Origin of the sequence: Foliimonas ilicis, from assembly GCF_039939195.1 — a bacterium.
GTDB lineage: Bacteria > Pseudomonadota > Alphaproteobacteria > Rhizobiales > Rhizobiaceae > Foliimonas > Foliimonas ilicis.
This window is the reverse complement of the sequence record NZ_JBDUUH010000017.1, coordinates 1-21,222: the sequence shown is the minus strand read 5'-3', so window position 1 is coordinate 21,222 and position 21,222 is coordinate 1. Positions and strand designations below refer to the sequence as shown.

Below are 21,222 nucleotides of genomic sequence, written 5' to 3'. Positions count from 1 at the left end.
GACTCGGAGGGGCGTCCATGGTGTTCAAGTGCAGCCCGAAATATTTCCAGGGGATAGCGAAGGCACAAGCCGAGCTTCCCATCGACGCGGAGGTTCCAGCCTTCGATATCGAGCGCATACGATCCCACGGTTGGCGCGCGCGAGCGATCGGGCATCTTTTCGAGCACCCCGACTGGTGGCTGGGCTTTTTGAGGAAATTCTGGCCGCGAGCACGCTGCGGACGCTTCGTCCTTTTGACCCGCAGCGCCGATGTGCGCGAGGTGCTGGAACGGCAAGCCGATTTTGAAACGCCTTACGGGCCTGAGATGATCGAATTCGCCGGCGGTGCCAATTTCATTCTCGGCATGCCGGACGGAGAGGAATACCGACGTCTGAAATCGGTCGTGCTGAGCGCATTCCCGCCCGGCGAGGTGGAAGAACGCGTCCGCCCTATAGCTGCAGCGCGCGCCAAGGCGATCGTCGATTCAGCGGACACACAGTTGAATGCGGCCAAGGACCTGTTCCGCATCGTCTCCTCGGCGATCTGTCGGGACTATTATGGCGTAAAGGTTGAGGATGAGGGCGAATTCGCTGACTGGAATATCGCGCTCAGTACATTGTTCTTCGGCGATCCGACTGCCAACCGGACCGCGAGGGAATTGGCGATTGCCGCTTCGCGTCATATGCAAACAGCCATCGAGCAGTCGATAGATGCGGTGCTGGCTGGCGGAGCAGTTCAGGAGAGGCCGCTCGACCGGCTGGTTGCAGCGATGCAGCAGGGCCGCATCAAGCGAGCCGACATACACGCGATCATGCTGGGCATGATCACCGGCTTCGGCCCGACCACACTTCTGGGCGGCGGCAACTGCCTCGATGTCATGCTCTCGCGCGCCGAGATTTTCGATGAGGTAAGGGCTGCCATAAATGCCGGGGACGACAGGCGTCTGGATAAGGCGATCGTGGAAGCTATGCGGTTCAAGCCGATCTGGGTCAGCCCGTGGCGCTATGCCCGGGAAGCGCACGAGATCGGTCGCGGCACCGAACGACCCTACGCGATCAAGGCAGATACGGTCATCTGGCCGGCGACACGCTCGGCCATGTTTGACGAGCGCAACGTGGCCGATCCATGGAGCTTCAAGCCGGGCCGTCCCGACCAGGAATCCCTTGTTTTCGGCCACGGCATCCACAAATGCATAGGTGCCATTTTGGCGCGCGTTCAGACTGCCGAATGCTTTCGAGCGCTGTTTTCACGGCCGGGTTTTCGTCGCGTCAAGGGAAGGCAAGGCAGGCTCGAGCGGCTTGGCCCCTATCCAGACAGGATAATGGTTGAGTTCGACCCGGTCGCGCAACAGTCGATGATAACGGTGATCATGCCGGTCAAGGATAGTGTTCGCAGGGAAACTGTTCAGGCACGCCTCGACGCATTGGGTAATCCTTCCACCGGTGAAATCAGAAGGCGTCTCGACGCTGTCCGCACAATTCATTTTGCTTCCATGTCGATCATTGAGACTGGCGCCAATTCGGATGGTAGCTCAAAGTATCATCTCCTATTGGAAATGGCGGGAGACGGAAGCAAAAATGCCGTTCTCCACGCCTTCGACCGGGCGATGGGAGACCTCGTAAGGCAGATTTTTGCGGAAGCCTCCACCGACCCGGTCGGGGATGACTTCATTGCCTTCATGGACCGGCATGCTCAGGATATATCCCCGGTTTTCGGTAGCCTTAACGGTCTGGTCTTCAGCGGTACGCCCGGCCACTCGGTTGAGCGCATCAAGCGAGAGGACAGGCTGGCCAAGACGGCGATGCGTATCGTGGAGGAGCTTTCCGCCAAGCCAGGGAGTGACGCGCCAGCCGTCCTGCACGAAGTGCGCGAAAGGATGCGTCAAAACCCGGATTTCGCCGGAGCATTCGTTCCTGTCGCCAATGCGCTGGACGATACTCCCAAGGGCGCGTGGAACGCGGTTCAGCGCACGCTTTTGGCGTGGCCGGTCTATGTCACCGGTGGCCTTATCTATGCGCTATGCTGGGCGCTTACCTATTATCTGCTCTTCTATCCCACGCAGGCTTGGCCGCATTTTCTTTTACGCGTCGGCACAGCCTTCGTGCTTTCCGGGCTTGGAATTCTAACGACGCTGTCGATCGCAATCGCGCTTGCGCTAATCTGGCTTCGCCGCATCGAAGAGGCATCCGTGCCGTCGACCCAGTCCATTCCGCTGGATCGTCTGGAGGAGCTGCAAAAGCGCGAAGATCGCGGCCTGCAGAACCATATGACAGCCGTTTCCACCCTCAAGCCCGGACTTCTCCGACGCATCCTTCTTCGGTTCACCTTTTATGTGATCTCGATCGCCGCCACCCATCTTTTTCGGCCGGGTTTTCTGTCGAACATTGGCACCATCCATTTCGCGCGTTGGGTCAGCATAGCGGGCACCGACAAGCTGGTTTTCCTCAGCAATTATGGTGGTAGCTGGGAAAGTTATCTGGAAGATTTCATCACCAAAGCCTCCAAAGGCCTTACCGGCGTGTGGAGCAATACGGAGGGTTTTCCACCAACGAAATTCCTGTTCTTCTATGGCGCACGCGATGGCGATCGCTTCAAGCGCTGGGCCCGAACCCAACAAGTCCCGACGGGCTTCTGGTACAGTGCCTATCCGCACCTTTCGACCACGCATATCCGCAAGAACGCACTGATCCGGCAAGGCATATGCTCGGCAAGACTCAGCGACGCGCGCGACTGGATCAGCCTGATCTCATCGACGGAACGCCTGCCAGGGACAAGGCTCAACAGGGTGCAGCGCCTTCTGCTTCCCGATGCGGTGCCTGAAGAGATGCTGGAGCAGGGTGAGATCCAGTCGATCGTCTTCGGTCCCATGGGCCGCCTGTCGCATGGCAGGATGCTGGCCTTTCACATACCTCCGCAATTGAACAGCGGTCGGCGCAGGGACTGGCTCGGCCATATCGCAAGCAACCTATCCTTTGGCGATTCTCCACCGCTTCACAGTGCGATGATCGCGCTTTTCGGTCCGGACGGCCTGAAACGACTCGGCTTGAACGAAATCGACGGAGAGGACCCGTTGGCCACCTTTCCTCTCGCCTTCAGGCAGGGGATGACTAACCCATACCGCAGTCGCGTGCTCGACGACACGGGTCCGAACGATCCCGGTAAATGGCTGTGGGGTGCAGATGGCAATCCGGTTGATGTCATTGTCAATTGCTATGCGGAGAGCCCTGCCGTGCTGGAAAGCATGGTTGCGACACTGGGGGCAATTTCGAGCGACGCGGGCATCCCGATCGTGCAGGAACTCGACCTGACCGTTATTCGTGCCGACCCCGGCCAGTCGGGTGCCGGCTGGTCGAAGGCGCAGGACCATTTCGGCTTCGCGGATGGCATCTCGCAACCGGTTATCCGCGGAACCGAACGTCAATCCGGCAGGTCTGCAAACGCCCTGCATCGCGTCAATGCCGGAGAATTCCTGTTCGGCTATCGGGACGAACACGGTTTTTATCCTCCGACCCCAACTGTGTCAGGAGGCGCCGACCCGCTTGGGATTCTCCGTGCTACCGACACCAACGGTGCCATTACGAATGATGCCCCGTTGCACGATTTCGGGCGCAATGGCAGTTTCGTCGTCGTCCGGCAACTCCAGCAGCATATCGACCGCTTCGACGCATATTGCCGGCACGCTGCGGACGACATCTCGAAGCTGACGCGAGATCCAGTGACACCGGATTGGGTTGCTGCCCGCATCGTCGGGCGCTGGAAGGACGGCTCATCTCTCGTTAGCAGCCCAAGCAAACCTGCAGGAGGCCAGCCGGACAATGATTTCACCTTCGGTGCCGAGGATCCGCAAGGCCTCAAATGCCCGCTGGGAGCTCATGTACGCCGGTCCAATCCGCGCGCCTCGCTGGACACCGATCTCGACACGCAGATGCGCATCACCAGGCGTCATCGAATCCTGCGCGTGGGCCGCACCTACTCTATGCCCGGCGAAAACGGCGAGCAGGAAAAGGGCCTGCTTTTCATGTGTGTCAACGCCAATATCGAGCGGCAGTATGAATTCATCCAGCAGACCTGGATGGCATCCAGCAATTTTCATGGATTGCGAGACGAGAAGGATCCCCTGATCGGCAACCAGACGGTGGACGAGGTAGGAGATCCTGTCGGGCGGTTTGCCGTTCCCAGATGGGAGGGCGCGATCGCTCTGCAGGGCATGCCTTCCTTCGTCACCACGCGGGGAGGGGGATATTTTTTTCTGCCAAGCCGATCTGCCCTGCGCTATATGTTGTCGAGAGCGTGATCCCTAAAGCGGAGCCGGTTTTTGAGAAGATCATCACTCTTGAAAAACAGACAGGGCAGTTAGAATAGACCGTTCCCAAGGTCAGCAGGTGTCACTGCCCTCGGTGGCGAGCTGGCGTAGGACACGCGAATTAATGATCTTGATGCGGCCGCGACGCACGTCGATGAGCGAACGGCTCCTCCAGCCATTGAGGAGCTTGTTAACCGATTCGCGCGTCGCGCCGAGGAACTCGGCAATCTCGCTTTGGGATATGCCGATCCATCCAGATGGATCGGCAAGGATGCTGTTCAGCAGGAGCAGCCGCTTGGCAAGACGGCCCTCTATGTTGAGGAACGCATGATCGCCCAGCGATTCCGTCACCCATCGTACTCGCTTGCAGACCAGTTGCAGAATCGAACGTGCGAGCAGCGGGTTTTCCTCAATACGTCGCAACAACTGCAGTCGATCCAGCGAAACGATAAAGCAGTCCGAGCGGCAGATCGCCGTGGCGGTACGCAAACCTCCGTCAAGCGCTCCAATCTCACCGATGATACTTGGCGCCATTTGCACATTGGCGACGAGCTTCTGACCGTCGATCGAATAAATCGATATTTCGACCGACCCTTCTATGAGCCCGAAGATCCGGTCGGACCTGTCTTCTTGCAGGAACAGGTGCTTGCCGCTCGGCATCGTGTCGGCGATACAATTGTCGAACAAAAGTGCGAAGAGATCGCTATCTGACAAGGCCTGATCCAACGCGCCGACAGTTCCTACTAGATAACTCCCGTTTGTCGTGCTCATACGCTTCGGGGCCGAGCGGCTGGCCTCCAGCAAAGCAATCTTGCACTGATGAAATTCTCTGTGCCCATCGCTGGCGCTGTCCTTGATGACCCTGCTTTCAGATTGCCAGATCATAAGGCGGGAAGACAAGCTATTATGTCCTTCGACGGGGAGCACTGCCGTCGTCGCTCATTCTGTTACCCTGCGCTCCACCGCGCTCGCGATTGTAGAAATCTCTTCGGCCGAAAGCATGATATCGTAGCGATATTGGCTGGTGGCCTGATAGCGGTTGTTTGTGTAAATTGGATCGGCAGTGATCGAGATAATGATCCCGGTACGATCCAGGCCGTCCAAATCCTCACTGGACAGTTTGCTTTCGAAAATCGTTTTCGAATTACCTGCTCGTTTTGCCGGCTTGACGATAATGCGCATGCCCCACCTTTTGTTTTTTGTGACGTGTTACTGCTTGCATGGTCCAATCGAGAGATGATGCAATCATTCCAGCATGATCACCTGGAATGAGGAGGCCCACTATGAAATGCTTCACATTGAAGTGTGGGCTTTTTGTTCCGAAAACGTGGCGGGATCAAACGGATCGGTATGGAAACCTGCCCGCTGATCCCACCTCGCTATCGCCCCCGTCAGAAGTGAAGAAGCCCCTATGCTGGGAGCTTGTCCCGCAGCTTGATGAATTTGCTCGGGGTTAGAACCTTGACTGCGCTTTCCGGAAGGGCCTTACCCTGGATGATGTCGACGAAGCGTGAAGAGTGTTTTTCTTTCAGCTCACCCAATTCATGCATGGTCAGTGGGGAAAGCAGATCTGTCCCTTCGTTCGTCTGGCCTCCGCTTGGAGGATTTTCGATCCAGACATTCGCAACGACCGGAATGGAAATGTGAGCGTCGAGTCTGGCATTCCCGCGATGATCATCGCCGCTTCCGTCGATCTTGATCCTGCACCATGAAATGATCGAGCCGGCGATGCCGGGCCGGGCCGTGATGTCGATCCAATTGTGGACTTGCCCTCGGATTGTTTCATTGTAGCTCGCTGGAGTGAACCCGGCACCGAAGGAATTGAATGTCATGCCGCTTTCAAGATAGATTGTGGCGACCGCCTGAGCCTGCAACTCGGTATAGTCTTTTGCAGCTTCTTCGACATGAAAATCGAGATATACTTGAATTTCCCGGCCGCCCGCGGCAGGTACAGGCGCCCCAGCTCTCACGGTGACATAGGTGCTTCTTCCGCTTTTCGTGTTCACATCTTCGTCGCCCGCACCGACTGAATTCATGCGATCAATGTAAATCCGGGACTGTGCGTTAAAAAATATTTGTTTGTTAGGCATGATGACCTCTCCTCTTACCAAGGTGCACTGTTTGCGCGTAACCAAGACGTCTACGCGAGGCGCATGATGGCCGAGTGATCCCGGTTTGAATGTGATGTCCTTCACGCTTCTGTTTCATATTTGATTTCATCACTTTCCCGACATCGCTGGAGCATATCGTCACCCCAATTTGTCATGAGGCGCAGGAAAGCTTGATGATCGTTTTCACGCGACCACAGATCCGGGCCGGCGTCCAAGCCGTGTGAATAGACGAGACGGACGTGGCTCGTGTCGGTAAACGATTACTGAAACCCAACTTGGTGAATTGGAAGCGGCTATTGCGCCTCGCGGGCTTGCATAACGGCGGCCAATCCACGTCGGCCTTCGCTGTTTCCGGTAGCAGCGACGGCCTCGAAAACTTTCTGCGCGTCGTTTAAGCGGCGAAGACGCAAATAAGCATATCCGCGCAACGTCATGAGATCGAGACGTTCGGCTGCAATTCTCGCCCGCTCGTCGAGCGCCAGCAAGGTTTCAACGTATCGGCCAGCCTCGAAGGAATCGAGTGCTTGGGATGATAGTAGTGAAGTTCGCAGTTCGACGGTTCTCTGCTGGTTTTGTGGCGACTTCGCCGCGGCAACAGCTGCTTCTTTGGAAAGACCCGCACGTAGATAAGCAAGGCTCTGACCATAGGCGGCATCCTCGCGGATTTTTGCCGACCCGCGCTGCAGTGCAACCTCGAATGCAGGAGCAGCTTCGAGCGGACGATTTATCTCCATCAGACACCAGCCGCGGTTGAGTGCGGCCTGCGCAGAAAGCGATTCCGGCGCAACTGTCGAGGTGCATCCGCGCGGGCTTGGGGTGTTGCGAACTGGCGCCGCAGTTTCACGAGGACGTGGCGCGACTCGAGGCAATCGCGTCACCGGTGCAGGGTCTGCTTCGGCGGTGCGAGGCGGTGAAGGCGAGCCCACTTCATTGTCGTTTGGCGCGACATAGGCCGGTGACCGTGAAACGGTGCCTGTTTCCTGCATAGGCGTATAATCGCTGGTTGGCGGCGCAGTTGTACGACCGCCCGGGCGTGCATTGGAAGCGTCTCGCAGCCTGGCTATCCGCTCGGAGCGTCCGCGCCAAGCGGCTTGAATTTCATTCACTGCCGCATTTTCGCCGAGACGGTAATTTGTCAGAGCCAGCCCGTAGGCGGAGGGCTCGTCATCCGGCTTCCATTCGAGTGCGGTGGAAAACCACCGCGCTGCGGTCTGGAACTGGTTCAGCGCAAGCGCATACCACCCAAGCTGCTGCGCATTGGCAGGGTCGCGCGCCCGCGCGACTTCAGGAACGATACGTTGCAGCACCTCTGGAGCGAGCGGCACTGGTGGCTCGACAGCCAGCAGATTAGCCGTCGCCGCAAGATAGACCGCTCGGATTTCTTCCGATGTGTCCCGCCATTGATAAAGCGTCAATTCTGCTTCTGCGAACTTTGAGAGTCCGACGAGAGCCAAAGCCAGCCCTTGCGCCGATTCGGCGGTGTTTTCAGCCGTATTTGCTCTGCGAAACCATTGCTCCGAGGCAGTGAAACTTTCGCGTCGCAAATTATACCAGCCAAGCAGCAGCGAGTCCGATGCCTTGTTTTCGGTCCGAGCGAGATTTTCTACTATGGACAGCTCCTTTTGGTCGATGATCTGAGCGGCATCCTGACCCGCGTCACTGACGCTCTTTCGCGCAAGATCATCGCGGATCGAGACGAATTCTCCGGCACCGCTAGCGTCGGTCTTCTCAGTGGCAAGCAAAGTGTCAAGTTGCGTGCGCGGCAGGAGAGGCAGCGCCTTTTGGATGGTGGCCAAACGCTCCGCTTCGCCTTCCTCACAATTGGTGAGAATATAGCGATATGCGTCCGTAGCGCGTTGATCGCGATCCGTTTTCGCAAATGCTTCCGCAAGGCGCCAGAGAACGTCCACCTCGCTGCAGATCAACAGGCTTGGATTGCCGGATGCGACGCGCACCACCGTTTCATATTGCTTGAGATTGGATGCATTGATGAGTTGTTCGCGGGCTTCAGCGACTGCGAGACGGTCGAGCAAATCGGCTGGAACCTGCCAATTAGGCTCTTTCGTTTGGCGGTCTCCGATCGCTTTTCGAACTTCGGCAAATTTGTTTTCTGAGTAAAGCCGCCACATCCTTTCAAGTTCCGGATCGCCATTTTGCTGAATAGCGAGAGGGTCGGCTGGCGGTGTCCACTGCGGATAAAGCGCCTTGAGGCGCGCAATTTCGGCCTGAAGACGTCGTGTATCGCCACGGTTCGCGAAGTAGCGGAGCGCGGTTTCGTCGACCTGAGGCAGGGAAGCGCCTCTGTGTGGCGGGATGGAAGGTGTCTGAGACGGCGCCGGGGTTGCCTGTGCAAGAATCGGAGGCGTGTTGCTTGCCGAAAAACCGCCATTGCCGTTGGATGGAGGGGCATTTGCCGCGACGAACACGTTTTCAGGTTGGTCGGTCCAGCTATCCAGATAGCCGGCCTGATAAAGTCCGAACCCGCCGATAGCGACAATGGAGGTTGTAAGGAAGAGCGGCAGCAGCCTCATGAAAGGCACTCCGGGTGCTTCTCCGCCGCAAATGACAATCCCAAGAGCTGCAAGGTCGAGGGATAGTAGAGTGTTGGCGCGAAGGTTTTCGTGTCGATCGGCAGTTTTTCGCCCTCAAGAACGCATGAAATCAACGCCGGGATTATACGATACCCTGCATCGGACAAGGTATCGCGTGGGTCCCCAGTTGCAATATCGATGGTTGCGCCCGAGTTGGTCATTGCCGCACGAAAGGGCTCGAGCAGAGCGGCATCGCGACTGCCCGCACGCAACAGGTAAAGCGGAATGCGGATCGCGTTATAGCTGAACTCCGCTGCAAAGCCGGTAGCCGGTTTCGGTCGTGTCTTTAACGAAAGCCAGTCGGGCGGTAGTTTCTTGGGACCTAACCGCGCACTGACGATCAACTGAGTGCCTTCGTCGGAAAGGCCGGCCCAATCGGTTTCTGGCGCAAGCTCGGCCAGTACTGGAAAGGCTTCGAATACCCAGTAGGAAAGATTGACTATCGGTCCATCGGAACGTTCGTCTGCGGAAAAACCTTTGGCGCCTGGCAGAAGAAGGCTTCGCCCCTGATTTTCGACAACGCTGATTTTGCCGGTCGCGCGCGCTATGCTGGTCGCGGCGCTGGTGAGATCGTTGCGCGCCCATGCTTTTCCGGCAAGCGCCAGCGCATAGGCAATCAGGATATCGCCATCGGATGCATTGTTAGCATCAGTGACATGCGGTGTTGCGCTGGGGTCCCATTTCCATACGGCTAGCCCATCGTCACGCAGCATGAATTCCGTGCGTGTAAATGACCAGATCAGATCGAAATCGGCTCGATTGTCGGCGAGATAGGAGAGCAGAAGTCCATAACCCTGTCCTTCGCTATGGCTGATATGGGCATTGGCGTCATCAATGACACGCCCGCCTTCATCGATGAAGCGAGACTTGTATGCAGCCCAATCTGCCGGATTGATCGTCCCGCTTTGCGCCGATGCGGCCGATGCTCCACCAAGAATTGCCGCAGCTGAAGCAAGTGTGATGCAGAGTTTTCTCACCGCCTCCGCCCCATCGTTGCGAGCATTGCTGCGGTGACAAGACCAAGCACCACGCAGAATATTGCGAGCAGACCCGAATAAGAGAGGATGTTCGCTGAAAGCCAATTGGAAACGATCAGCCGATAATTGGTAAACGATCCTGGCTGTGTCTCAACAAAGCTGAACATATTCACCGGCACCGTATCCACTTGGCTCGTCGCAGCATTGAAAATGGTGATGTGACCGCCGATCTGCGCCCAGTTGGACTGCGAAACGAGCAAGCGCATGCCGTCGCCAAGATTTTGCGGATTGGGCGCGGTGACGACGGTCCATGTGCCTTCGCCATTCGGGCTGCCACTTTGGGCAACAAGTAGCGTCGCGTCGCTCGATGGCACGTAGTCGATAGCAGCCCGAGGCCTAAGGCGCAGTGAATCCAGCGATATGTCGAAATTTCGGTTCAGCCAGTCTTCCAACGAACTGATTTGCCCGCGCCAGCCTTGGCCCGAAAGGCGCTCGCGCCATTCTGCGAAGGTTGCGTCGGTCGATGGCCCGCTGTCGCCTGTCCCCGGCAGTGCAGTGCCCCAGTTCACACGGCTGGCCTCTGCAATGCCCGCCTGGCTCATGATAGCCGGTGGTAGTTGCGATATGGGGGAAACGAAAATCGCACTTCGATCGCCTACGTTTTCGGCTGTAACGCTTAGATCAACCGGGATCGAGCGGCCTGCAGCAACCGACATGCGCGCCAGAAGCGTTGTCGTTGCCGAAAGCGTTGCAAGCTCGGTGTGATCGATGATCACGGGGATAGGATCGACCGTGCGACCATAAGGGAACGCTGTTCCTGCAACCGCGCCGAGATTAGGCCGTTGGCCAATGCGCGCATAGTTCGGCATGACGAATTCCGACGTATCGAAAAGCACAAAACGATTGGTCTCGCTGGTCGATGCACCGGGCGCGCAAACCTCGTCGGCTCTTGTCATCAGCACGGCCTCGATGGCAATCGTATTCGCGCCCGGCCGGAAATGCCGCATCGTGACGCTGATTGGCAGGTGCCGCAATATTTCGCCGCCTCTGGTGGTAATCGGAAGGGTGGCGGCAATATTGTCGTTTACGTAGATGTCGATATGACTTCCCGGTAGAACCTCCCCCGAATAGGCCGCATCCAGAAGGATTGTCGCTTCTCCATAAGAATCCGCATAGAAATCTGATGGAACTCCCACGGTGAAGTCGGTGCGGAAGCGTCTGCCTGAGAATTGCTGGGTCTTTGTACCCATTTCCGAAAATTTCAGCCGTGCGGCAGACAACAACAGCGGTGCATCTGGCGAGCGCCATGTCTGTGTGACAAGTGCCGAGCGCGTAACTGAAGCAGGGCGATCGGTAGGCGCCGAAATTGTTTCGACGGCCGTCGCCAGAGACTGCCAAGAGGGGCCGGTAATGACCAGCGTGGAAGTTCCGAGTTGCGGGTCGTCCACGAATGTCGCGATCGGCGCGACATCTGCGCCGGATGGGACTGAGCCCATGACCGTGCGAACTTCATTGGCTGTTCCGACGACGACATTGATCTGGCCAGGTTCCGCCGGGGGGACCGCAGTCCGCGAGATGTTGAATGTCTGGTTCGGCATACCGGCCATAATCGCTAGACCCTCGGCAAGCCTTATTAGCGACCCCGTCGATGTGCTTTGATCCGCTGCGGGCACGACCATGTTGAAGGAAGTTTGACCGGTGTCGTCTACTCCGATGGCACGTATGTCATCAACACGAGTGAGCGTCGTAGCAGCTGCATCGGCAAACGTCAGGTAGGTCGTTGCCTGGTCAATTTCGGTCCACAATTCATAGGTTGAAGGGATCCCGCAATCTGTACGATGGCGTTGCGCCGCCTGCAGTGTGATGAGATTGTATCCCGCGCGCAAAACGCCTGCCGGAATTGCGGCCGTGTGCTCCGATACGCTTTCGGAAGACTGGATGTTCTCGTTGATAACTGAACTGTTGTTTATCAGAAGTCGCAGGTGCGAAGATTCGGGTGCAACGACGATTGCGCTTTGATAGCCGAGATTTAGGTCTGCTGATGCGGCTGCCTGCTCCGGCGTCAGATAGACAGACCATGAGCGTTCTGCGGCCTCGCCGGCAAGAACGAGGCTGCTGACTGGAACAAGATAACGTCGGCCTGCAAAATTTTGCACGGGCTGCTGCGGTTGGACATTTCTTTGCGGTTCTGGGGTTTGCGGCGCCGGCTGTACAGGCTGGGGCTCGGGCGCTGGTCGCGGAGCAGGCGCGGGCATCGAAGGTTCAGATGCAGGCGGGCGCTCGGGCGTCATGTCAAAAGGCGTTTGTGCCTGCACGTAAAATGTAGAAATCGCTATAATCAGGCTGGCAAGCAATTTTTTCATCGTGCCGCCTCTTGCTCGGCTGCATCGACTGGTTTTTCGCTTTTGGGTTTCATGCTTCGGAAAAGATAATAAAGGCCGCGATAAGTCTGATAAATCGCCAGGCCGAAGAACCAGAAGGTGCCGCGCAGCAGGCCAGGATTGCCGCGCCGCGCGAGCTGGAATTTTGTCCATTGGCTGGAATTCGCAAATATCAGATCCGCGACCAGCTTATGGTCCTCGGATTTGCCGGGAACATATTGCGTGCCGACCGCAACGCCTTCGGCAGTCGGACGCATGTTGCGGATGTTAATCGGCAATGTGCCGGTTGTTCCGTCTGCGAAAGATTTGAACCGTAGTTCTCCAAGAGCACCATTTTCAGTGCCTTGCGGCAGCTTTCCGAAAACATTGACCAACGCGCCATGCACCGAAACGTCTTCGATGGTGCCGGGAAGCGTCGCGTCGCCGATCTGGAATTCGCAACGGCGGCTCACCTTTACGCGACGCGTCTGCGCGCGCTCGCCGCGCTCGGAAACCACGCCAAGTGCGCAACCGGCGATTATCAGATTGAGCAGATTCCAGCCGCCGACAACGAGCGTAACGTCGGCTTTGTAAGGTTCTGTGATAACCCGGTAGACGGTGACGACAACACCGACAAGCAGAATGCCGAAAATCACAAAGAACGGAATGCCAATTTCCGAAAGGCGGCTCTGTGTGATCGACTCATCCTTTGCCGTGACCTTGAAGGTCGGTTTGCGCGGGTTAAGGATCACTGACACCACGGCGGGAAACAGGTGGACCGTCTGCACGTATTCGTAAAGCTCTGAAATCCAGGGCCACCGGAATGCACCGTAGAGATAGTTCTGCATCATCAAATTCACGATCATGTAGCTCAGCGTGTAGGCGAGGAATTCGCCCCCAGATGCCGTGAATATTTGCAGGCCGAAGAAAAGATAGAAAAGGGGCGCCACGAGGAAGATCGCCCGCGGGAACGGGAACATCCAGAAGAGCGTCGATGACATGTAGCAAAGGCGTTGAGGGAGTGAGAGCCCGCTTTTGAATAAAGGAAAACGGAAGCGCAGGATCTGCATCATGCCCTGCGCCCAGCGGCTGCGCTGGCCGATGAAACTCGCAAATGTCGCAGGCTGCAAACCAGCGATCAGCGGCTTATCGACATAGACACTGTTCCAGCCCTTCGCATGCAGCGCGATTGCCGTTTCGCAGTCCTCGGTGATGCTGACGCCGCTAAACCCGCCTGTATCGGCCAATGCGCGACGCGAGAGCACGGCGGCCGAGCCGCAGAAGAATGCCGCGTTCCATTTGTCGAGACCACGCTGAATAATGCCGTAGAACATCTCGTTTTCGGAAGGCATCTTCTCAAATGTCTGCAGGTTCCGCTCGACAGGATCGGGATTGAGGAAGAAGTGCGGTGTCTGCACGAGGAAAAGCCGCGGATCTTCGTCGAAATACCCGACTGTTTCGCGTAGAAAATCCCGGGCAGGGGCATGATCGGCATCGAAAACGGCAATGAGATCGCCGGTCGAATGAGCCAGCCCGTTGTTGAGATTACCGGCCTTTGCATGCTCGTTGCGGTCGCGGGTCAGATAGAAAACATCAAGTTCTTCGCAGAGCTGCTTCAATTCCTTATGACGCGCTTCGGCGGCAAATGCTTCCGCGATCTTGTCGGAATTGCGTTTCTGAAGTGTGCCGCCATCATCGAGAAGCCAGACCTTGAAACGATCTGTCGGATAATCAATGGCCTTGGCGGCGGCCATCGTATTGGCCAGCAGATTAGCATCTTCATTATAGGTAGGAATAAACACGTCGACCGAGGGAAGGTTTTCTTCCGAGACTTTTCGCGCAGGACGCGGAGCCAATGGGCTCGAAACAACGAAAAGACTGAGTGCCAGCATCATCACGCTGTACATTTCGGCAAGATAAAGCAGGAAGCCGGGAATGAAATTTTCGGGCTGGTTGAGCGGCGGAAGTGTGCCGGTCGTGCGCCAGTAGACATAACGAAGCACGATTGCCGTGCCGAGAGCCAATGCAATGAGCCGCCAGATGCCGTGCGGACGCACAAGTTTCAGGATCATCATTGCTGACATGACGACCAGACCGGCGATTAGCTGAGCCTGCAGGCTGATAGGCAGCGTAACCAGAAAAATCACCACAGCCGAGACGAGAGCCCACAAGACGATAATGCTGATTTTCTGCATAACAGGCAGTCCTCTCAGTTTCGTTTTGTTTGTGGAGGCCGCATTCCAGTCATATCGCTAATTGCAGTCCGCATTCTGCCCCCCTTCACCTGCCGGGCAAGGTGGCGCGGGAACCACGGGATTGTTGCCTGGACTCACGGCATTGGGCGGCGGCGGCACGGCAGGCCCAATCGGCTGCGGCAAGGGTTCAGGCGCGCGTGCAGATGACCCTGCTTGCGGGGGCGGTGTGCGCTGGCGTGCTGGGGCAGTAGCTACGGCGACGGGCATCGTTACAGTCTCGAAACTAGTACCACCGACCGGGTAGACTGGGGTTCCGGGAACGCCGAGCGTGTCCGGCGGAGATGCTGGCTGCCCATAAGGGTTCCAACTTTCATCGTCGAACGATGCATTGATGGAAAAGCCATACATGAAGCCCAGAAGCTTCTGTTCGGTGGCTCCTGCCTCGCAAATCCGCAGCCTTATCTGAATGCTCCCGCGATTGCTGGTAATAGACGTCTTGCCTTTGCCGGCGCGAATCCGCTGCCATGCATAGAGGCAAAGATCTGCGCTTGAGCGGCCGACCGAATATCCAAACGGCCCGTAACGGTTTTGCACATAATAAGGTGATTGCTGCATCCTAATGCCCGGCAATTGCGCACGCATTTCAGCGGCAAGATTGCCGTCACGCAAGGCGGTATCCGGGAGAGCGGTATCGCCTGCTGCCGCGCGGTTGACAGGACCGAAAAACTGAACGCGAATAAGGTTTTGGCCGGAGGTTGCCGCGTTAGTCGCAACAGCTATGTCCTGCTGGGTTGCGTTTGAATAACGCCGCTCAATCACGCTAACGATAGACGGGCCGCCGGGCGGCGGCAATACAAACGCGGATTCCGCTGTCGTACTGTGCAGCGTCGAGGAAATTTCGACGCCTTCGCGCGTAGCGCAAGCCGCAAGCAGTGCGCCGGAAAGCCCAAGCAAAACAATGTGGTTCAAGTTTGCAAGCAAACGCGCCAGACACGACACGTCTTGTCGCCTGGTCGGCACTTTGGAACTTTGTGCGACCGCGTTACTTACAAACATTAAAAATCATTACGAGATTCGATGGAGTTATCGAAGCGCGTAAAAGCTTTTCCCAAACTATTTTATTTAGTGGGTCGGCGAGATCGTGGAATCTCCTGCGCACAGTTTCCGTCCGTCATAAGCACTGATGACGGCCATGGCTTTTGTTGCGACAACTGATTGGGAGTGCAAAGGCGCTATGGAATAATGAAGTGCGGCCAACCAGCAATCTGAGATTGACTGTCGCTAGAAATCTGGACGGGCTGCTGGAAAAAATTTCATTCTGCCTCTCTGGCAATCTCAGCGACACGCGTTTTCCGACGACCTTGAGCGTTATCTGGCCGAGCGTGGTCCATACTGCTTTGCGTAACCGACGGCTAGATCTAGACGAGGTCGTGAGCGCCAGCGCATGGATATGCGAAGCCTTTTCGACAGCCGACTTCAACAGGTATAGAGCCGTTCGCTGGATCCCGATTTGACGACGTAACCAGGAACTTCATGACCGAGCAACTCCGGGAGTTGCGCTGACAAGTCGATCAGCTCTTCGAGATCGACGCCAGTGCCGATTCCGCAATTATGCAGCATGTGCACGAGGTCTTCTGTGCAGATGTTCCCTGTAGCGCCTGGCGCGTAAGGACATCCACCTATACCTCCAAGCGCAGAATCGAAACTGCGGACGCCTTCGTCTACGGCGGCGAGCGCGTTTGTCAGACCCATGTCCCGTGTGTTGTGGAGATGAAGTGTCAGCGGCAAATCTTCGTGATGCTTGCGGATCAACGCCATAAGCTTGGACACCTGCCGGGGATTTGCGACGCCGATCGTGTCGGCCACAGTAACCCCGCCTATTCCGAGCGTACGATAGGCGTCGATAGCCCAAAGCACGCGTTCGGTCGGCTGTTGCCCCTCGAAAGGGCATCCGAACGCGGTGGCGATCGTGCCGTTCACGGCAATCCCGGTACCTGCAAGGGCTGACATGATCCCCTTGAATTGCGCCAGCGATTCCTCGCATGTCATGCGCAGGTTCTTCAGATTGTGCTTCTCGCCGATCGACATCACCAGGTTGACTTCATCGACATTGCATTCGATCGCCCGCTGAACGCCACGCTCGTTTGGAACAAGTGCGGTGTAAAGAACGCCTTCTACGCGTTCCAGACCCCGAAAAACATCTTCCGCGTCTCGAAGATTTGGGATTGCCTTCGGCGACACGAACGAAGAAACCTCGATCCGGTGCACCCCGGTCTTAGACAGCCTGTTGGCAAGGCGTATTTTTGCATCTGTTGGCACAAAATCGGGCTCATTTTGGAAGCCGTCGCGCAATACGACTTCATTGATCGCCACCAAATCTTTCATCTGCAGTCTCCTCCGGAATTTTTGCCCCATGTCCGGCAGATTTCGCGCGGAGGGGACATTTGACGCCAGCTATTGCGCGATCATATAAAAATATCAATAAAAATATTATCTGATGTATCAGTTGCGGCGTGCCGTGATTTTGGTTTAATGTCCGGCTTGAAAATTTTATCTGACATGATAACTGATGTATCAGTTTTCTGGTTGACCCAAGTCTTTCAGGAATGAACGGAGGAAAAATGCCCGAGACTGCAGATCACGATCACATTGCTGGCCTTGTCGCGAAAGCGCGCGCGGCGCAGGCCGTTTTGAATACCTATACCCAAGAACAGGTGGATCTGCTTGCGGGCGCTATCGTGTACACCCTCTCTCGTCTGGATTTGGCGTCGCGAATCGCAGAAATGGCTTATGACGAAACGAAGATGGGTCTGGTCGACAGCAAGCGCGCCAAGCTCACGCACAAGATGCCAGCCATCTTCCACGATGTCCGCAAGGAAAAGACTGTTGGCATCATCGACCGTGATGCGGAAAATGGCATCACCACCATTGCCAAGCCCTATGGCGTGATCGCCGCGCTTGTGCCCAGCACGAACTGCGAAGCGACCCCGATTTTTAAATCCATCCTGGGCATCCGGGCACGCAATGCGGTGATCTGTGCGCCGCACCCGGCGAGCAAGAAGACGACGCTCTTCGTTGTAGATGTCATCCGGCAGGTCCTAAAGTCGCTGGATGCGCCCGAAGATCTCGTTCAATGTATCCAGACCCCGTCAAAGGCGCTTGCCTCGGAGTTGATGGCGCAGTGCGACGTCACTATGGCAACCGGCGCTGGCGACATGGTCAAGGCAGCTTATTCTTCCGGCAAGCCTGCTTATGGCGTTGGCGTGGGTAATGCTGCGGTAATCATCGACGAGACCGTCGATTTGATCGAGACAGCCGCCAAGATCAAGACCGGCAAGACCGGTGACAATGCATCCGGCTGTTCGGCTGAGAACTCGATCATCGTTCAGGCTTCCATTTATGAAGCCTTCCTGCGTGAATTGGAAAAAACTGGCGCCTATATCGCTAGTTCGGAAGAAAAGGCGCGGCTGCAGGCGGTACTTTGGGAAAACGGCCACGTTTCACGCAAAGTCGTCGCGCGGCCTGTATCGGAAATTGCCGCACTTGCGGGGATAAGCGTTCCGGCCGATTGCAAATTTATCGTCGTCGAGGAAACCGCGGCTGGAGAGCAGCACCCGTTCTCCGGTGAAAAGCTTAGCCTGGTGCTCACGGCCTATAAATACGACTCCTTTGACGACGCGGTAGCGCTCGTAAATGCCATCACGGATTATTCCGGATCCGGCCATTCGTGCGGCATCCACTCGCAGGATCAGGGTCGCATTCTCAAGCTTGCCCTCGAAACGAAGACGTCACGCGTCATCGTTCGTCAGCCACATGGTGTGGCCAATTCCGGAAGCTGGTCGAACGGCCTCGCAAAGACTTTCTCGCTCGGCTGCGGAAGCTGGGGCGGAAACGCTGTTTCGGAGAACGTTACGCAAAAGCATTACTACAACACGACCCGGATCGCCGAACCGCTTGATCGCAGCGAGCCGGATGAAGACACGATCTACGGGCCACTGCTCGCACGGATCGCTGCCGTACGTATCGACGCCGGAGCGTAAGCAACATGAAGTTTGCTGTTCGCCCGCAGATACATGGGTACGATACCTTTGCCGAGTTCACCGAGGCCCATGGCGTCGGTGAGCGCGATCTGATTTTTACCCAGCGGTTTCTCCATGACTCGTTCATGCGGAGCACGCCGGCGCAAACGTTGTTTTACGACGACTTCTGCGGTGGTGAGCCAACCGATATAGCTGTCGACGAAATGCTCGTTGCGGTCCGACAGCTTGGCTTCGATCGGCTGATCGCGATTGGCGGCGGCTCGATCCTCGATTGCGCCAAGGTGCTGGTCCTGGATTCGCAGGAAGACGTGGCGGGATTGTTCGCAGCAGGCGTTCAACCGCAGCGGAACGCCGGATTGCTCCTGATTCCCACAACCTGTGGGACCGGCTGTGAAGTTACCTGCGTGGCCGTTCTCGACTTTCCGGGCATTGGCAGCAAAATCGGAAAAGGGTTCGATGCAGGCTTTGCCGATCATGCAATCCTTATTGACGAACTCCTGTCGAAAATTCCCTACTCGGTGTTTGCGACATCTTCGGCGGATGCTTTGGTGCATGCGCTCGAAATATATTTGGCACCGCGTGCCAATGCGTACACCGACATGTTCTGTATGACAGCGGCGCGGTCGATCCTGCAGGGATACAAGCGCATTGTCGAGCATGGCCGTGAGGTCATCCAGCAGGATGCTAAAGCCTATCTGGCAGCGAGCAACATGGCCGGCATTGCGCTCGCCAACGTGCTGGCAGGCGGTGTCCACGCAATTGCGATGCACTTCGGCAGCGCACATCATGTGGCGCACGGAGAGGCGACACGTCTGTTTCTGCCTGCTGTGTTCAAGGTCTATTTCGAGAAAGAGCCCGACGGAAAGATCGCCGACATCGCCAAGCTGATCGAGGAGATCCTCGGCGCGCCGAAGGCAGGTGAAAACCCGTTCGACACTTTGGACCGGCTTCTTGCGGAAGTCGTTCCGACCAAGCGCTTGAGCGAGTACGGCATGTCGGCAAGCGATGTCCACCAGTATGCGGACAAGGTGATTGAAACTCAGCAAAGGCTGTTGGTGAATAATTATGTTCCGCTTTCGAACGCGGACGTTGCAGGGATATATAACCAGCTCATGTAATCAAAGCATGCGGTGTGGTGAGGTAGTCAATGTCGAGAAATTATTCGGACAAGGCGTATGAATCGCTTCTGGAGCAGGTAATCAGCGGTGGTCTTCGGCCTTCGGCTCCGCTGGATATTCATCGGATTGCCAGCGAGCTGAAGATGAGCGTTACGCCGGTGCGCGACGCCATCAAGCGCCTTGAGGCGGACGGTCTGGTTGAAGTCATTCCGCGATCGGGAACCTTCGTGCGGCACTTTACCATCCAGGATCTGATCCGGGGTTACGAACTGGTCGAGGCACTCGACGGGATGGCGGGATATCTTCTCGCCGAACGCGTGAACGCAGGGGTTGTGGATGCGGGGGAGGTGGAGGCCTTGCTGACCTCACTGGTCGACGAGATGGAGGCAAATCTCGCACAGGACCAAGCAAGGAAATGGGCGGAACTGGACGCACGCTTTCACCAGATCATTTTCGACATGTGCGAGAATTCGCTCATCGCCAGCAGTTACTATTCCATCCGCAATCAGATGAAGTCGGTTCTGTCTTTCATCAGTCCGATTTACGTCGATAGAGCAAATTCGGTCCGGGAGCACCGCGCGATAATTACGGCAATTACGGCGGGAGATTGCGAGCGGGCGCGCAAGATATGTCAGGATCATCGAGGCCTCATCCGCCAGATCCTGAAGAAACTACTGCTTCAAATCTGAAGAACGTCAAATGGGAGGAGACCATGACGACGATGTCGCGATTAAGTCACAGGACAAAACGGGGGCCTGAAACCCCTGCAAATTCAATACCGGCAATCATCTGACACAGGCACGCCCTGCTCACATAGGGGCTGGCGGTCCAAGTGTGCGTAGCCGGTTTTACCGGCGAACTTCACACATGTTCTGATCACGGTTTGCTTCCTGAAGCACCGGCGGTTCGCTTGGGCGAAACATCGGGGAGGTGAGCTATTGCCGCTTCGTTCGACGTCCTTACGGGCTGGCCCGAAGGATGAACAGGGCATTTCTTGACACAAATGGGAGGATAGTCATGAAGTTTCGTCAAATTTTAGCTGCTGTATTCGTTTCGCTTTGCGCAACCCCGCTGGCTGCGCAAACCTTTCAGATTTCTCATAGTGCGGCTTCGGGTAATCCGAAGGACGTCGCCTCGCTCAAATTCGCTGAATTGGTCAAGGAACGCACTGGCGGACGCATCACTGTGAATGTGGGCACGAGCTCGCAGTTCGGCGACGACGCCGAGAGTGTCACCAACATCCGTCTGGGCACGATTGCGTTTTCCGCCAATGCACAGGGTGCTACGTCCGGTGCTGTACCGGAAATCAGCCTGCTTGGGCTTCCCTTTCTGTTCCAGAGTCTTGATCAGGCCGAGACTGTGATGGATGGTCCGGTCGGCGATAAAATTGCGACAGCGGCTGAAGCGCAGGGAATACTTATCCTTTCCTGGTGGAACAACGGCATTCGCGAGACGTCGAACTCGAAGAAGCCGATTGTGGTTCCTGGCGATCTTGCTGGCATGAAGATCCGCACACCGCCGGACCCGATGACCATCGACATCTTCGA

Annotated in this window: 14 protein-coding genes; 5 read left to right on the top strand and 9 right to left on the bottom strand. The window is 56.6% G+C overall.

Translation table 11 applies throughout. The features are described 5' to 3' along the window. Nucleotides 1–17: 17 nt before the first annotated feature. Nucleotides 18–4,274: a cytochrome P450 gene (locus tag ABFT80_RS26060; RefSeq protein WP_347974866.1), complete on the top strand. Its 4,257-nt coding sequence runs from the start codon at nucleotides 18–20 to the stop codon at nucleotides 4,272–4,274. Nucleotides 4,275–4,355: 81 nt separating this feature from the next. Here ABFT80_RS26060 and ABFT80_RS26055 read toward each other — a convergent pair whose 3' ends face one another. The 9 genes from ABFT80_RS26055 to ABFT80_RS26015 all read right to left on the bottom strand — a co-directional run bounded on the left by ABFT80_RS26055 (nucleotide 4,356) and on the right by ABFT80_RS26015 (nucleotide 16,902). Further along, complete coding sequence (locus ABFT80_RS26055; protein ID WP_347974865.1) at nucleotides 4,356–5,210, bottom strand: Crp/Fnr family transcriptional regulator; 855 nt, start codon at nucleotides 5,208–5,210, stop codon at nucleotides 4,356–4,358. 12 nt (nucleotides 5,211–5,222) lie between these two features. After that, nucleotides 5,223–5,465, bottom strand: coding sequence for a hypothetical protein (locus tag ABFT80_RS26050; protein ID WP_347974864.1), 243 nt, complete (start codon nucleotides 5,463–5,465; stop codon nucleotides 5,223–5,225). A 227-nt stretch (nucleotides 5,466–5,692) separates the two neighbouring features. Beyond that, nucleotides 5,693–6,478 (bottom strand): hypothetical protein, encoded by a 786-nt coding sequence (locus ABFT80_RS26045; protein ID WP_347974863.1) that lies wholly within the window; start codon nucleotides 6,476–6,478, stop codon nucleotides 5,693–5,695. A 209-nt stretch (nucleotides 6,479–6,687) separates the two neighbouring features. Then, nucleotides 6,688–8,925, bottom strand: coding sequence for a tetratricopeptide repeat protein (locus tag ABFT80_RS26040; protein ID WP_347974862.1), 2,238 nt, complete (start codon nucleotides 8,923–8,925; stop codon nucleotides 6,688–6,690). Next, complete coding sequence (locus ABFT80_RS26035) at nucleotides 8,922–9,962, bottom strand: glycosyl hydrolase family 8 (RefSeq protein WP_455190013.1); 1,041 nt, start codon at nucleotides 9,960–9,962, stop codon at nucleotides 8,922–8,924. The genes ABFT80_RS26040 and ABFT80_RS26035 overlap by 4 nt, the downstream gene beginning before the upstream one ends. Further along, complete coding sequence (locus ABFT80_RS26030) at nucleotides 9,959–12,118, bottom strand: cellulose biosynthesis cyclic di-GMP-binding regulatory protein BcsB (RefSeq protein ID WP_347974861.1); 2,160 nt, start codon at nucleotides 12,116–12,118, stop codon at nucleotides 9,959–9,961. Before ABFT80_RS26030 ends, ABFT80_RS26035 begins: the two co-directional genes overlap by 4 nt. Nucleotides 12,119–12,321: 203 nt before the next feature. Beyond that, nucleotides 12,322–14,517 carry a UDP-forming cellulose synthase catalytic subunit gene (bcsA, locus tag ABFT80_RS26025; RefSeq protein ID WP_347974860.1) on the bottom strand — a complete coding sequence of 732 codons (2,196 nt, stop codon included), beginning with the start codon at nucleotides 14,515–14,517 and terminating at the stop codon, nucleotides 12,322–12,324. 57 nt (nucleotides 14,518–14,574) lie between these two features. Continuing rightward, on the bottom strand, nucleotides 14,575–15,486 hold the full coding sequence (gene bcsN / locus ABFT80_RS26020) for a cellulose biosynthesis protein BcsN (RefSeq protein WP_347974859.1): 912 nt from the start codon (nucleotides 15,484–15,486) through the stop codon (nucleotides 14,575–14,577). Nucleotides 15,487–15,993: 507 nt separating this feature from the next. Next, nucleotides 15,994–16,902 (bottom strand): hydroxymethylglutaryl-CoA lyase, encoded by a 909-nt coding sequence (locus ABFT80_RS26015; protein ID WP_347974858.1) that lies wholly within the window; start codon nucleotides 16,900–16,902, stop codon nucleotides 15,994–15,996. Nucleotides 16,903–17,138: 236 nt separating this feature from the next. Between ABFT80_RS26015 and ABFT80_RS26010 the strand changes: the two genes are divergently transcribed. The 4 genes from ABFT80_RS26010 to ABFT80_RS25995 form a co-directional block, all read left to right on the top strand. Further along, nucleotides 17,139–18,557 (top strand): aldehyde dehydrogenase family protein, encoded by a 1,419-nt coding sequence (locus tag ABFT80_RS26010; RefSeq protein ID WP_347974857.1) that lies wholly within the window; start codon nucleotides 17,139–17,141, stop codon nucleotides 18,555–18,557. A gap of 5 nt (nucleotides 18,558–18,562) precedes the next feature. Then, entirely contained in the window at nucleotides 18,563–19,675 is a 1,113-nt protein-coding gene (locus tag ABFT80_RS26005; protein WP_347974856.1) for an iron-containing alcohol dehydrogenase, read from the top strand. A gap of 29 nt (nucleotides 19,676–19,704) precedes the next feature. After that, nucleotides 19,705–20,364 (top strand): GntR family transcriptional regulator, encoded by a 660-nt coding sequence (locus ABFT80_RS26000; protein ID WP_347974855.1) that lies wholly within the window; start codon nucleotides 19,705–19,707, stop codon nucleotides 20,362–20,364. A gap of 328 nt (nucleotides 20,365–20,692) precedes the next feature. After that, nucleotides 20,693–21,222: TRAP transporter substrate-binding protein (locus ABFT80_RS25995; protein WP_347974854.1), on the top strand; the 530-nt coding region annotated here is incomplete at its 3' end.